The following is a 12,293-nucleotide window of genomic DNA, read 5'->3' on the forward strand; positions in this document are numbered from 1 at the left end:
GGTCGGTCAACCGCCTTGTTGGGCCGCGACGGGGCACGACCGCATCACGATCGCATCCGTCACCGGCCCGTAATAGCGGGGCCTGAGACCCGCTTCCACCCATCCATTTCGCAGGTACAGCGCCCGTGCCGCGACGTTGTCCGACGCCACTTCCAGGAATGCCTCTTCGGCGCCCGTTTCGCCCGCGTGACGGGCAAAATGAGCAAGCAGACGCTGCCCGTGACCCTGCCTGCGCATCGCGGGCGAAACCGCAAGGGTCAGCAGCTCGGCCTCTCCGGCAAGGCTGCGGCCCAGAAGAAAGGCGTCGGGATCGCCCAGCAGGAAGGTCCCGCGCGCGGCAAGCAGATCGTCGAACTCGGCCGCGGTCCAGGGACGCGGCGTCACGAAGCAGGCGGCATGGGTCGCGGCCAGGGCAGCGCTGTCGGTCACGGCAGGATGCGGGGGGGCGCGTCGCGACCCGGCGCGGCATCGGCGGGCCGAAGATAGACGGGCGCGGGGCGGGGCTGGGGTCCGCGATCGGCCAGCATGGCGGCGATGTGCGCCACGCCCTCGGCGATCGCGACCGCCGGCGCAGCCGGCGCGGGGCCGGGCGGCAGCGCGCCGGTCGCAGCCTGCTGCGGCCGGCCCCCCGCCACCGGTTCCCCGGCCTGCGGGGGCTCCTGCCCGAAATCCTGCCAGATCACGGTATCCCCGCGCGACGGTATCTGGATGCGGCACGGGCGGGGCAGACCCCATGCCAGCGCCTCGGTCGCGCTGACGCCGATCGCGGGCACCCCCATCGCCAGCGACAGCCCGCGCGCCGCCGCCACCGCGACGCGGATGCCGGTGAAGTTGCCGGGCCCGGTGCCCACGCCGATCACGTCGATCTGTCGGAAGGTCACGCCCGCTTCGGACAGCAGTTCCTCGATCATGGGCATCAGCCGTTCGGCCTGGCCCTTGGCCATCTCCTCGTGGCGGCTGGCAAGCAGGCGGTCGCCACGCAGCAAAGCGGCCGCGCAATGCGCGGCCGACGTGTCGAAGCCCAGTGTCAGGCGGTCAGGCAACGGGGCGCACCTCGACCACCTCGGGGATATAGTGGCGCAGCAGGTTCTCGATCCCCATCTTCAGCGTCAGCGTGCTGGACGGGCAGCCGGCGCAGGCGCCCTGCATGTGCAGATAGACCACGCCGCGGTCGAAGCCGTGGAAGGTGATGTCGCCACCGTCCTGCGCCACGGCCGGACGCACGCGGGTGTCCAGCAGTTCCTTGATCTGGCCGACGATCTCTCCGTCGGGGCCGTCATGCTCGGCATGGCCGTCGCTCTGGGCCGAGCCTTCGACCGCCGGGGCGCCCGACTGGAAATGCTCCATGATCGCGCCCAGGATCGAGGGCTTGAGGTGGTCCCAGGGGGCGGTCTCGACCTTGGTGACGGTCACGAAATCGCGGCCCAGGAAGACGCCGGTCACGCCCTCGACCGCGAAGACGCGGCGGGCCAGCGGCGAGGTCGCCGCGCTGTCGGGCGTCGGGAAATCGGCCGTGCCTGCACCCAGCACGGTCTCGCCGGGCAGGAACTTCAGCGTTGCGGGGTTCGGGGTCGTTTCGGTCTGGATGAACATGGGCGGCTCCTTTGAGGCCCGATATGGCGATGCGCGGCCCTTGGGTCAAGCGGGCCTGCCCCTCAGGTGATCGCTTCCAGCCGTTCCTTGGACAGGTCGCCCGGCACGACCGTGATCGGGCAATGCAGCACCCCCGGATCGCGCAGCAGGCGGTTCAGCACCGGGTTCGGCCCCGCCTTCTCGGGGCTGAGGCCCAGCACCACGATGCCGATATCGTCGTCCTCGGCGATCTGGGCGATCAGCTCCTCGGCGGGGTCGCCCTCGCGGATGACCAGCTCGGGCTCGATGCCGGGGCGGGACCGCATCCATTTCGCGAAGACCTCGAAATGCGCCTCGATCCGCTCGCGGGCCTCGGCGCGCATGACATCGGCCACGCCGAAGCCGTGCTGGATCTCGTCGGCGGGGATGACGGACAGGATGACGACCCCGCCTTCGGTCCTGGCAGCGCGCATCGCCGCGAAGCGCATCGCGTTCAGGCATTCCCGGCTGTCATCCAGCAGAACGAGGAACTTGCGCATGTTTTCGCCTATCCTTTGCCCGGAATGGACCATATTTCGCGATGACAGTGGCCGATGCGCCATGCTTGTGCAAGATCTGCTGCCGAATCCTTCGGCAGACGTTCCCATGCCGCGGCAACTGTGTTAGCGGCGAAGGGGCGGCAACATCCATGATTGGACGGTAGCGTGACGATTCACCACGACTGGGACAAGAACGACGCGGCGCGTCTGGCCGGCCTGACCGCCCCCAGGATGGGCTGGTTCATCGGCGAGGCTTCGGCCCCCGGCGTAGAACCCATGCCCCGTTCCAAGCGGATCTTCGACTTCACCTTCGCGCTGGTCCTGTTGATTCCGCTGTCGGTGGTGATGCTGGTCGTGGGCTGCCTGCTGCTGATCCTGCAGGGGCGTCCGATCTTCTATACCGCCCACCGGATGCGCGGCCCTAACGAGGCGTTCAACCAGTTCAAGTTCCGCACCATGCTGTGCGAGGAACATGATTTCGGCGCGACCGGTGCGCACAAGGCGTGGCGAATCACGCCCATCGGCCGCTTCCTCCGCCGGTCCCGCATCGACGAGCTGCCGCAGCTGTTCAACATCCTGCGCGGCGACATGAGCTTTGTCGGACCCCGCCCGCCGCTGCGCGAATACGTGGAACGCTTCCCCGCGGTCTATGCGCAGGTGCTGCACAGCCGTCCGGGCGTGACGGGTTTTGCCACGCTGATCTATCACCGCCACGAGGACCGCATCCTTGCGCGCTGCAAGTCCGCGCAGGCGACCGAGGCCGCCTATTACCGCCGCTGCCTGCCCGCCAAGCTGAAGATCGACCTGATCTATCAGCGGCATCGCAGCACGCGGATGGACCTGTGGATCCTGTGGCACACGCTGAAGATCGTCGTGTCGCGCAAGGACGAACGCCCGCGCCGCCGCCGGGGCGAACGCGTGTGGCTGCCGGTCGGTCCGGCCAGCCGCCAGCGTCGTCAGGCGAAGGGATCGCGCGGGTAACCCACCCCCGTCAGGTACAGCCCCTGCGGCGGGCAGACCGGCCCGCAGGCCGCACGGTCGGCCGCCTGCAGCGCATCGCGCACGCGATCCGGGGTCCAGGACCCTGCGCCGACCCTCTCCAGCGTGCCCACGATGGACCGGACCTGGTTGTGCAGGAACGACCGCGCGCGCAGGTGGAACCGGTATTCGGTCCCGTGCGGGATGGGCAGGGCCTCGATGGTGATCTCGTCGATGGTCTTGACCGGGCTTTTCGCCTGGCAGATCGAGGATCTGAAGGTGGTGAAGTCGTGCAGCCCGACCAGATGCGCCGCACCTTCGCGCATCGCGTCCAGGTCCAGCGGGTTCTGCACCTGCCAGATCTGCCCCTTCTGCGTCGTAATCGGCGCGCGGCGGCTTACCACCCGGAACAGGTAGCGCCGTTCATGCGCCGAGAAGCGGGCGTGGAATTCGTCCTCCACCCGTGCCGCCGCAAGGATCGCCACCGGTGCGGGCTTCAGATGGAAGTTCAGCGCCTCGGACAGGCGGAAGGGGTCCCAGTCGCGCAGCAGATCGGCATGGGCGACCTGGCCCGTGGCATGGACGCCCGCATCCGTGCGACCGGCCGCCGCGATGCGCGCGCCTGCGGCAAAGCCCGCGTCCAGCCGTGCCAGCGCGGTCTCGATCGCGCCCTGCACCGATGGCTGGTCGGCCTGCGCCTGCCAGCCGGCAAAGGGGGCGCCGTCATATTCGACCTTCAATGCGAAGCGCGGCATCAGTCCTGCCCGTTCCCTGTCTTCTGGCCGGGAAACGATGCCGAGAGCAGCTGGTCCAGAGTCTGGGCCTCGTGGCTTTCCAGCCGGGCGCGGTCGGCGGGGTCAACCTGGGTGGCGGCCCCCGTCAGCCCCTCGCGGGCAAGGCGTTCGCGCAGGACCGACATCTCGATGTCCAGCGCCTCGCGGTTGCCGTCCAGAAGGCGGTCGGCGCGCGCGATGAAATCTTTTTCCAGATCGTCCAGAAAACTTGCATAGGCCTGCCGCGCAGCCTCGTCGCGGGTCTGGGAATAGAGGTCGGCGAAGCGGCTGGTCGCGTCCCGCGCGCCCATCAGATACACGCCCATGTAGCGCCGCACCGATGCCAGCCCCGAGGGGTTGGCGCGCACCCGCTCGAACAGGTGGCGGACGCTGGCCTCGAACATCGACACGCGGGCCTCGATCGGGCGGTCGCCCGCGCGGGCGATGGCGTCGCGCATCTCGCGCAAGTAGGTCTCGCCTTCCTCGATCATGCGGTCGGCGCGTTCCTGCTGGAAATCGTCCACGCCCTCGGCGCCCTTGTCGCGCCAGGGGTCTAGCCCGAAGGCCAGCTGGTGCAGCACCAGCCCCGCCGCGCCGATTAGGCCGGTGCCCGCGATCGCGCCGGGTTCCGCCGCGCCGATGCCCAGGCCCAGTCCCGCCAGCACGCCGCCGAACAGCTTGCGCGGGATGGCGGGGCGCTTGGCCACGCGGCGGGCCTCGAAGGCGGCCTGCGCCTCCAGCCCCTCGCGGGTCATCCACATGCCGCTGGCGATCATCCCGAAGGCCGCAAGATCGGCGACCATGCCGCCCGCGGATTGGAAGAACGCGCCCAGCAGGAAGGGGCTGGCAGCCAGCGTCACCCATTTCGGGCGACCTTCATGGGGATGGCGCGGCACCTGCGGCAGGTCGGGCCGCGCCGTGCCGTCGGGCAGGTTGTTCCTCAGCATGTCACGGGGCGAGAAGCGCCCCCCGTATTTCCGTGCCATCATGCCCCCCGGGTCAGGCCGCGCCCGCGAATGACGCATAGAGCGTCAGCAGCAGAAGCAGGTAGAAGCTGAGCCTTGTTCTGGCCTTGGACGACATGGGCACCCCTTTCGCGGCGGTTCTCACCCTCTATATCGGCCAAGAGCAGCGGATTTCAAACCGCTTCGGGCCAGATCGCGTCCAGCGCGTCGCGGAGGGGCGCGTCGTCCTGCAGCCACATCCGGACCGGCAGCGCCATCACCTTGGGGCGGAAGGCACGGGGCAGGCGGGCCGCGTCCTTTTCTGTGGTGACCAGCTGCGCGCCGACCATGCGGGCCTCGGTCTCCAGCCGGGTCAGCAGGGCGGGGGTGAAGGGCTGGTGATCCTCCAGCGCCTCGTGGCGGAGGATGTCGGCGCCAAGATCGCGCAGGGTGGCAAAGAACTTCTCGGGGTGGCCGATGCCCGCGAAGGCAAGGACGCGGTGACCGCGCCAGTCGAAGCCCGTGCGGATCGGGCGCAGCGTCCCGCGCAGATGCGCGGGCGCGCCTTCGGGCGTCGCAAAGCGCGCCTGCGCCGCGTCCGGGCCGACCGACAGCAACAGGTCCGCGCGCGCCAGCCCCGCCGCGACGGGTTCGCGCAGCGGCCCCGCCGGCAGGCACAGCCCGTTGCCGAAGCCCTTGGCCGCATCGACCACGACGACCGACAGGTCGTGATGCAGCGCCCCGTCCTGGAAGCCGTCGTCCAGGATGATCGCCTGTGCGCCCGCAGCCACCGCGGCACGGGCACCCGCGACGCGGTCCTTGGCGACCCAGGTGGGGCCGAAGGCCGCCATCAGCAGGGGCTCGTCCCCGGTCAGGGCGGCGTCGTGTTCGCCGTCCAGCACGCGCAGCGGGCCGGTCGCGCTGCCGCCATAGCCCCGTGACACGACATGCGCCGCGATCCCTCGCGCGGCCAGTTCCATCTGCAGGTGGATCACGGTGGGCGTCTTGCCCGTTCCGCCCGCGTTCACGTTGCCGACGCAGATCACGGGCACGCCGACGCGCGCCCTTGCGCCGCCCGCCAGCCTGCGCGCGGTCGCGCGGGCATAGATCGCGCCAAGGGGCGCCAGAAGCCGCGCCTTCGGGGTGGGGGGCGTGACGAACCAGAAACCGGGGGTGCGCATCAGCCTGCCTCCGATGTTGCAACGGGTGGGGGCGGGGCGGGAAATCCGCGTGCGGGGGGCGTGCCGTCCACGAAGGCCAGCACGCGGTCCGCGATGCGGATCGCGACATCGGCCCCGCCGGTGCTGACACGCCAGGCATTCGCGGCCAGGGTGGCGGCGAATTCGGCCTGGGTCAGCTCGACCAGCGCCGTGGCAAGCCCTTCGGGACCGGTGACACGCCGGGCCGCGTGGGCGCCGTCAAGCTGCTGCCATTCGGTCTGGAAGCTGCCGGTCTCGGGGCCGTGGACGATGGCCGACCCCAGGGCCGCAGGCTCGAACGGGTGGCGCATGTCCTCGGTGCCGCTCAGTGTGCCGCCCATGAAGCTGACGGGCGCAAGGCGGTACCACAGCCCCATCTCGGTCAGGCCGTCGGTCAGCATCACCTGCACTTCTTCCGAGGGCTCCTCGTCCTCGTCCCGGCGGGCAAGAATCAGGCCAGCATCTTCGATCTTGGCGGCAAGCTGCGGGATGCGGCCCGCGTCGGCGGGGGCGATGAACAGCAGCGCGCGGTGGGAATGCTGCGTCACCTCCTGGTGGGCGGCGATGACGGCGTCCTCCTCGGCCTCGGGAAGTGCGGCCGCGAACCAGGCATGGCGGCCCGTGATCAGCTGGGCCAGCGCCTGGCGCTCGGGCTCGGTGCAGTGCAGCGGCTCGCGGATTTCCGATACGGGGCCGGTCATGTGCAGCCGCCATGCGGGCAGCCCCATGCGGCGGGCGGCGGCATGGCTGGCAGCGTCGGTCAGCTGCAGCGCCGAGGCCTTGGCCAGAAGGCTGCGACGGATGCCCGCCTGCATCCCCCAGGCAAGGTCGCGCGGTTCCAGCCGCAACTCGGCCAGGATGACGGGAATGTCGTGCCGTGCCGCCACCGCGATCAGCGCGGGGGGCAGGGCGTTGCCCAGGGCCAGCACGGCCACGGGGCGGGCGCGGTCGATCAGCGCCTCGATCAGCGAGGGGTCGCCCGCGGGATCGGGCTGGTCGTCCTCGGGGGACAGATCGACGATGCGCAGTTCGGGGCGGGCCTGCGTCAGCCTGCGCCGGACCTGCGCTTCCGCCTGTCGGGCGTCGGGGGCCACGTGCATCAGCAGCACGGGGCCCGCGCCCTGCGGGATGCGGGGCAGGGCCTGCGCATTGTCGCGGCCCTGGCGCAGATGCCACCAGAGCCCCAGCCTGCCCAGCCCCGACCCTGCCATCAGCCGCCCAGTTCCTCGGTCGGGCTGACTTCGCGTTCCTCGTCGCGCAGGCGGTGCAGATGCGCGATGAAGTAGCGGGTATGGGCGCTGTCCACGGTGCGCTGCGCTTCGGCCTTCCATGCGGCATAGGCGGCGTCGTAGCTGGGGAAGACGCCCACGACGTGGATGTCGTCCGTGTTGCGGAACTTGGTCCCTTGCGGGTCGATCAGCTCGCCTCCGAAGACGAGATGCAGGCGCTGGCTCATGTTGGCTCCTGTTGGTCTGGGGTGACGGCGGGCTGCAGGGAACCCGCCGCGAAGGATGGGGGCGCGGGGCCGATCAGTCCTGATCGGCGCCCGACAGCTCCATGATGACCGCCCATTCGGCATCCGTCACCGGCTGCACCGAAAGGCGGGTATTGTTCACGAGGACCATCTCGGCCAGGCGCGGCTCGGACTTGGCCTCGTCCAGGCTGACGGGGCGGGGCAGCTTGCGCACCGCGCGCACGTCCACGCATTCCCATTTGGGATCGTCGGCGGTGCTGTCGGGATGCGCCTCGGCGATCACCTCGCAGATGCCGACGGCCTCCTTGCCGATGTTGGAGTGGTAGAACAGTCCCAGGTCGCCCTTCTTCATGGCCCGCATCATGTTGCGCGCCTGATAGTTGCGGACCCCGTCCCATTCCTCGCCCGCGTCGCCCTTGGCGATCAGGTCGTCCCAGCCGAAGACGTCGGGTTCGGACTTGAACAGCCAATAGGCCATCAGCCGATCACCTTCTTCCACTCGATCACCTCGACCGAGGCGAAGAGACCGGCCTTGCCATAGGGGTCGTTGTCGGCCCAGTCCTGCGCGGTCGCAAGGTCGGGCGTTTCCAGGATCACGATGGATCCGCGCATCTCGCCTTCCTCGATCAGGGGGCCGGCGACGAAGACGAGGCCGCTGTCGCGCAGATGCGCCAGGTGGGCGTCGCGGTTGTCCAGGCGGGTCTGCAGGGCGCCGGGCTTGTCCCGGCAGATCACGGCGTAATGGGGCATCATTCCTCCTTCAAGGGGCGGCTGAGCAGGTGGTCCATCGCCTTTTCCACGGAAACGCCGCCTTGGGCAAGCCGCGCGACCATCGTGGCGATGGGCAGGTCCAGGCCGTCGCGCAGCGCCATGCGGGCCAGCGCCTGAGCGGTCGCGGCGCCCTCGACCGTGGTGGCGCTGTCGAATTCGGCACCCGCGCCAAGCGCCTGCCCGAAGCGGAAATTGCGCGATTGCGCGGATGTGCAGGTCAGCGTCAGATCGCCCAGGCCCGACAGGCCGGTCAGCGTCTCGGGGCGGGCGCCCAGATGGGTGGCAAGGCGCGTCATCTCGGCAAAGCCGCGGGTGATGATGGCGGCGCGCGCGCTGTCGCCAAGGCCCGCGCCGATCACCGCGCCCGCCGCGATGGCAGCCACGTTCTTCAGCGCGCCGCCCAGCTCGGCCCCGGTCACGTCGGTGGTCCTGTACAGCCGCAGCACCGGCGTCGACAGCCGCGCCTGAAGCGCCGCCCCGGCATCGGGGTCGGTGCAGGCCAAGGTCAGCGCGGTGGGCAGGCCGCGCGCGATGTCGGCGGCGAAGGACGGCCCCGTCAGCAGTGCGACCGTCGCGCCGGGGCAGGCATCCGCGATCAGCGCCGATGGTCCCGTCAGGCGCTGCATGTCGATGCCCTTGGCGGTGTTCACCAGGCGCTTGCCCGCAAGGGCCGCGCCATGCTGCGCCAGGAACCCGCCAAGCGCCTGCGCGGGCAGGGCCAGCAGGATCGTGTCGGCCTGTGCGGCGCGGCCAAGATCGTCTGTGGGGGTCACGCTGCCCGGAACGGTCACGCCCGGCAGGCGCGGGTTCGCGGGCCACCACGCGATGTCGCGGCCCCACAGCGTGACGGGCCCCCGCGCGCCCAGTGCCGCGGCCAGCGCGGTCCCGAAGGCCCCTGCGCCCAGGACCGAGATCACGCCTTGGCCCCTTTCTTGCCGCTGCCCAGCATGGGCGCGGCCTTGCGGTCCAGCGGCCAGCGGGGTCGGGCGGACAGGTCCATCCCGTCGCGCTGACCGGCCAGGAAACGCTCGATCCCCGCCCAGGCGATCATCGCGCCGTTGTCGGTGCACAGCCGCAGGGGCGGCGCAAGAAAGCGCGTGCCCGCATCCTCGGCCACCCTGGCCAGCGCGGCGCGGATCTGCGTGTTGGCGGCCACGCCCCCCGCCACGGCCAGCACCGGCACGGGGCTTGCGGCCAGCGCGCGGCGCGACTTCTCGGCCAGAACCTCGGCCACGGCGGTCTGGAACGCGGCACAAAGATCGCGGCGGTCCTGCTGGCGCAACCCGCCCTGTTCGGCGATCAGCTGGTCGCGCAGGCGCAGCGCGGCGGTCTTCAGCCCCGAAAAGCTCATGTCGCAGCCGGGGCGGTCCAGCAGCGGGCGCGGCAGGGAGAAGCGGGTATCGTCGCCAAGCGCGGCCTCGGCCTCGACACTGGGGCCACCGGGCTGGGGCAGGGCCAGCAGCTTGGCAATCTTGTCGAAGGCCTCGCCGGGGGCATCGTCGATCGTGCCGCCCAGCCGCGTGAAATCGTCCGAGCCGTCCACCCGCAGGAACTGGCAATGCCCGCCGGACACCAGCAGCATGACATAGGGACAGTCGATCCCGTCGGTCAGCCGCGGCGTCAGCGCATGGCCCGCAAGGTGGTTCACGCCCACCAGCGGCAGGCCGGTCCCGGCGGCGATGCCCTTGGCGCACATCACGCCCGCCATCACGCCCCCGATCAGCCCCGGTCCCGCCGTCACGGCGATTCCGTTCAGGTCCGCCAGCGACAGGCCCGCATCAGCCAGCGCCTGCTCGACCGCGATGTCCAGGCGTTCGGCATGGGCGCGGGCCGCGATCTCGGGGACGACGCCGCCGAAATCGGCATGCAGCTCGGTCTGGCTGCTGACGACATTCGCCAGCACGCGGCGGTCGCCCGTCACGATGGCCGCGGCGGTGTCGTCGCAGCTGCTCTCGATGCCCAGAAAGATCAGATCCTTGCCCATGGCACGCCCCATGCTTACCCCTGAGGGCACTAGCACCGGCGCGAAAGGATGCCAATGCCGACAAGGATGCGCCCGACCCTGCTGCTGACCCGCCCGCACGAGGATGCGCGGCGGTTCCTGGCGACGATGGGGGACTGGCCCGCCGTCATCTCGCCCGTGATGCGGATCGAGCCGGTGGCCCATGACGGCGCGATGCTGCGCGATGCGGCGGGGTTGGTCTTCACCTCGGGGCATGCGGTCGCGGCGGCGGGGCCGGGGCGCGGCAGGCCCGCGATCTGCGTGGGCGGGCGCACTGCCGATATCGCGCGGGCCGCGGGCTTCGACGTGACCGAGGGGGCGGGCAGGGCGGACAGCTTGCTGCCCCTGATCCACGCGGCGGCGGTTCCGCTGGTCCATCCGCATGGGCGCCATGTCGCGCGGGCACTGCCGGTGCCGGGGATCGTCGTCTATGACCAGGTGCCCCAGCCGCTGAACGCGACGGCGCGGACGCTGCTGGCGGGGGATGCGCCGGTGATCGCGCCGGTCTTCTCGCCGCGTTCGGCGGATTTGTTGTCGCAGGCGGTCGCGGATGCGCGGGCGCCCCTGTGGCTGGTCGCGATCAGCGATGCGGCGCGCGCGGCCTTTCATTCGCGGGCCGCGCGGGTCGAAACCGCGTGCCGCCCCGACGGGCAGGCGATGCGCGATGCCATCCGGCGGATCGCCCGTCAGGAACAAAGCTGAAAGCGGCGGGTTGAGCGAAGGCTTTTCGCTAAGTAGGCTGCGGCAGACGCGCCACAGCGGCCATCAGGCGCATGGCATGAAGACGGGGACAGCACGTGACAAAGCCGACAGACAAGAACGCGGACAAGAACGAGGCGACCGGGAAGGCCGAAACCGGCAGCGGTCGCAAGGCGGCGGCGGCACCGGGCGTGATCGCCTCGACCGATATCGGGCAGGGCAAGCCCGCGCAGGCCGGACAGCCCGGTGAACTGCGCCCCATCGAATCGCAGCTTCTGGGCGACGGCACCGATGGCCGCCCCGCAGCCGCGAAGAAGACCGAACCCAAGCCCGAAGCCGCTGCGGCACAGCCTGTATCGCAGCCCGCCCCTGCGGCGGCGCCCGTGAAGAAGACCGGTTTCTGGCCCGTCGTCCTGGGCGGTGTCGTTGCCGCGGGCCTTGGCGCGGGCGCGACGATCCTTGCGCTGCCGCACCTGCCCGCAGGCATGCTGCCGCCCGGTCCCGGCGCGGCCCAGCCCGCCCCCGCCGAATTCGACAGCCAGGCCGTGATCGACGAGGCCGTCGCCGCCGCGCGCGAGGCTGTCGCCAACATGCCCGCCGCGCCCGCCTCGTTGCCCGACGATCTGGCCGCGCGTCTGGATGCGCTGGAACAGTCGCCCGACCTGGCAGCGGAACTTGCGGCCCTGCGGCAAGAGCTGGAGGACCAGAAGGCGCAGATCGCCGCGATCCCGTCGCAATCGGCGTCCAGCGACGCGACCGACCGCATCGAGGCCGCCGCAGCCGAGGCCGAGGCCCGCCTGCAGGCCGCCCGCGACGAGGCCGAGGCCCTGCAGCAGGCCGCCGCCGAGACGACCCGCCGCGCCGAGGCCGTCGCCGCCGTCGCCTCGCTTCAGGCGGCGCTTGATCGTGGCGTGACCGCCGACGAGGCGAAATCGACGCTGGAAGGCGCGGGCATCGACGCACCCGACGCGTTCAGCCAGGACATCCCCAGCCTGGGCGATTTGCAGGATGCCTTCCCCGAGGCCGCACGCGCGGCCCTGCGCGCGGACCTGTCCAGCAGCAGCGCCAGCGGCGAGGGCAACGTTCTGACGAATTTCCTGCGCGCGCAGACGGGCGCGCGTTCGGTCGCGCCGCGTGAAGGCGACGATACCGACGCCATCCTGTCGCGGGCCGAGGCCACGCTGAACGGCGGCGATGTCGCGGCCACCGTGGCCGAGCTGGAGGCTCTGCCGCAGCCCGCCGCAGAGGCGCCCGCGATGGCCGATTGGCTGACCCGCGCGAAAACCCATTCCGAGGCGCAGTCGGCCCTGTCCGATCTGTCGTCGACCCAAGACTGAGGGCC

Annotated in this window: 16 protein-coding genes; 3 read left to right on the forward strand and 13 right to left on the reverse strand. The window is 71.0% G+C overall.

Annotated elements, in window-relative coordinates; genetic code table 11:
• Window positions 1–6 precede the first annotated feature (6 nt).
• From QMZ16_RS12925 to QMZ16_RS12940, 4 genes are all read right to left on the reverse strand, one after another.
• Entirely contained in the window at window positions 7–429 is a 423-nt protein-coding gene (locus tag QMZ16_RS12925) for a GNAT family N-acetyltransferase (RefSeq protein WP_282603589.1), read from the reverse strand.
• Entirely contained in the window at window positions 426–1,043 is a 618-nt protein-coding gene (gene tsaB, locus QMZ16_RS12930; RefSeq protein WP_282603590.1) for a tRNA (adenosine(37)-N6)-threonylcarbamoyltransferase complex dimerization subunit type 1 TsaB, read from the reverse strand. Before tsaB ends, QMZ16_RS12925 begins: the two co-directional genes overlap by 4 nt.
• Window positions 1,036–1,593 carry a NifU family protein gene (locus QMZ16_RS12935; RefSeq protein WP_022705728.1) on the reverse strand — a complete coding sequence of 186 codons (558 nt, stop codon included), beginning with the start codon at window positions 1,591–1,593 and terminating at the stop codon, window positions 1,036–1,038. Before QMZ16_RS12935 ends, tsaB begins: the two co-directional genes overlap by 8 nt.
• Window positions 1,594–1,655: 62 nt before the next feature.
• Window positions 1,656–2,111, reverse strand: coding sequence for a universal stress protein (locus QMZ16_RS12940; protein ID WP_022705727.1), 456 nt, complete (start codon window positions 2,109–2,111; stop codon window positions 1,656–1,658).
• 165 nt (window positions 2,112–2,276) lie between these two features.
• On the opposite strand from QMZ16_RS12940, the gene QMZ16_RS12945 reads away from it, so the two are divergent.
• Window positions 2,277–3,092: a sugar transferase gene (locus tag QMZ16_RS12945; RefSeq protein WP_348984668.1), complete on the forward strand. Its 816-nt coding sequence runs from the start codon at window positions 2,277–2,279 to the stop codon at window positions 3,090–3,092.
• Here QMZ16_RS12945 and truA read toward each other — a convergent pair.
• The 9 genes from truA to tsaD form a co-directional block, all read right to left on the reverse strand.
• Complete coding sequence (gene truA, locus QMZ16_RS12950) at window positions 3,068–3,844, reverse strand: tRNA pseudouridine(38-40) synthase TruA (protein WP_282603591.1); 777 nt, start codon at window positions 3,842–3,844, stop codon at window positions 3,068–3,070. The two genes, QMZ16_RS12945 and truA, sit on opposite strands and share 25 nt — an antisense overlap.
• Window positions 3,844–4,848, reverse strand: coding sequence for a 5-bromo-4-chloroindolyl phosphate hydrolysis family protein (locus QMZ16_RS12955; protein ID WP_282603592.1), 1,005 nt, complete (start codon window positions 4,846–4,848; stop codon window positions 3,844–3,846). The genes truA and QMZ16_RS12955 overlap by 1 nt, the downstream gene beginning before the upstream one ends.
• A 152-nt stretch (window positions 4,849–5,000) precedes the next feature.
• Complete coding sequence (lpxK, locus tag QMZ16_RS12960) at window positions 5,001–5,987, reverse strand: tetraacyldisaccharide 4'-kinase (protein WP_282603593.1); 987 nt, start codon at window positions 5,985–5,987, stop codon at window positions 5,001–5,003.
• A complete protein-coding gene (locus QMZ16_RS12965) occupies window positions 5,987–7,216 on the reverse strand; it encodes a glycosyltransferase N-terminal domain-containing protein (RefSeq protein WP_282603594.1) in 1,230 nt (409 codons plus the stop codon). The genes lpxK and QMZ16_RS12965 overlap by 1 nt, the downstream gene beginning before the upstream one ends.
• A complete protein-coding gene (locus QMZ16_RS12970) occupies window positions 7,216–7,461 on the reverse strand; it encodes a DUF4170 domain-containing protein (RefSeq protein ID WP_022705721.1) in 246 nt (81 codons plus the stop codon). Before QMZ16_RS12970 ends, QMZ16_RS12965 begins: the two co-directional genes overlap by 1 nt.
• A 73-nt stretch (window positions 7,462–7,534) precedes the next feature.
• On the reverse strand, window positions 7,535–7,957 hold the full coding sequence (locus QMZ16_RS12975; protein WP_022705720.1) for an EVE domain-containing protein: 423 nt from the start codon (window positions 7,955–7,957) through the stop codon (window positions 7,535–7,537).
• A complete protein-coding gene (locus QMZ16_RS12980) occupies window positions 7,957–8,229 on the reverse strand; it encodes a YciI family protein (protein WP_282603595.1) in 273 nt (90 codons plus the stop codon). The genes QMZ16_RS12975 and QMZ16_RS12980 overlap by 1 nt, the downstream gene beginning before the upstream one ends.
• Window positions 8,229–9,167, reverse strand: a complete 939-nt coding sequence (locus QMZ16_RS12985) for an NAD(P)H-dependent glycerol-3-phosphate dehydrogenase (protein ID WP_282603596.1) — start codon at window positions 9,165–9,167, stop codon at window positions 8,229–8,231. The genes QMZ16_RS12980 and QMZ16_RS12985 overlap by 1 nt, the downstream gene beginning before the upstream one ends.
• Window positions 9,164–10,234 carry a tRNA (adenosine(37)-N6)-threonylcarbamoyltransferase complex transferase subunit TsaD gene (tsaD, locus tag QMZ16_RS12990; protein ID WP_282603597.1) on the reverse strand — a complete coding sequence of 357 codons (1,071 nt, stop codon included), beginning with the start codon at window positions 10,232–10,234 and terminating at the stop codon, window positions 9,164–9,166. Before tsaD ends, QMZ16_RS12985 begins: the two co-directional genes overlap by 4 nt.
• Window positions 10,235–10,288: 54 nt before the next feature.
• Between tsaD and QMZ16_RS12995 the strand changes: the two genes are divergently transcribed.
• On the forward strand, window positions 10,289–10,954 hold the full coding sequence (locus tag QMZ16_RS12995) for a uroporphyrinogen-III synthase (RefSeq protein ID WP_282603598.1): 666 nt from the start codon (window positions 10,289–10,291) through the stop codon (window positions 10,952–10,954).
• Between the two features lie 95 nt (window positions 10,955–11,049).
• Window positions 11,050–12,288 carry a mitofilin family membrane protein gene (locus QMZ16_RS13000; RefSeq protein ID WP_282603599.1) on the forward strand — a complete coding sequence of 413 codons (1,239 nt, stop codon included), beginning with the start codon at window positions 11,050–11,052 and terminating at the stop codon, window positions 12,286–12,288.
• Window positions 12,289–12,293: the final 5 nt, after the last annotated feature.

Source organism: Paracoccus sp. PARArs4 (assembly GCF_947311865.1).
Lineage (GTDB): Bacteria > Pseudomonadota > Alphaproteobacteria > Rhodobacterales > Rhodobacteraceae > Paracoccus > Paracoccus zeaxanthinifaciens.

Bases quoted from the DNA above. Each gene is read 5' to 3' on its own strand.
- QMZ16_RS12935 (WP_022705728.1), bottom strand. From the start codon at position 1,593: ATGTTCATCCAGACCGAAACGACCCCGAACCCCGCAACGCTGAAGTTC.
- QMZ16_RS12940 (WP_022705727.1), bottom strand. From the start codon at position 2,111: ATGCGCAAGTTCCTCGTTCTGCTGGATGACAGCCGGGAATGCCTGAAC.
- truA (WP_282603591.1), bottom strand. From the start codon at position 3,844: ATGCCGCGCTTCGCATTGAAGGTCGAATATGACGGCGCCCCCTTTGCC.
- QMZ16_RS12955 (WP_282603592.1), bottom strand. From the start codon at position 4,848: ATGGCACGGAAATACGGGGGGCGCTTCTCGCCCCGTGACATGCTGAGG.
- lpxK (WP_282603593.1), bottom strand. From the start codon at position 5,987: ATGCGCACCCCCGGTTTCTGGTTCGTCACGCCCCCCACCCCGAAGGCG.
- QMZ16_RS12965 (WP_282603594.1), bottom strand. From the start codon at position 7,216: ATGGCAGGGTCGGGGCTGGGCAGGCTGGGGCTCTGGTGGCATCTGCGC.
- QMZ16_RS12970 (WP_022705721.1), bottom strand. From the start codon at position 7,461: ATGAGCCAGCGCCTGCATCTCGTCTTCGGAGGCGAGCTGATCGACCCG.
- QMZ16_RS12975 (WP_022705720.1), bottom strand. From the start codon at position 7,957: ATGGCCTATTGGCTGTTCAAGTCCGAACCCGACGTCTTCGGCTGGGAC.
- QMZ16_RS12980 (WP_282603595.1), bottom strand. From the start codon at position 8,229: ATGCCCCATTACGCCGTGATCTGCCGGGACAAGCCCGGCGCCCTGCAG.
- tsaD (WP_282603597.1), bottom strand. From the start codon at position 10,234: ATGGGCAAGGATCTGATCTTTCTGGGCATCGAGAGCAGCTGCGACGAC.
- QMZ16_RS12995 (WP_282603598.1), top strand. From the start codon at position 10,289: ATGCCGACAAGGATGCGCCCGACCCTGCTGCTGACCCGCCCGCACGAG.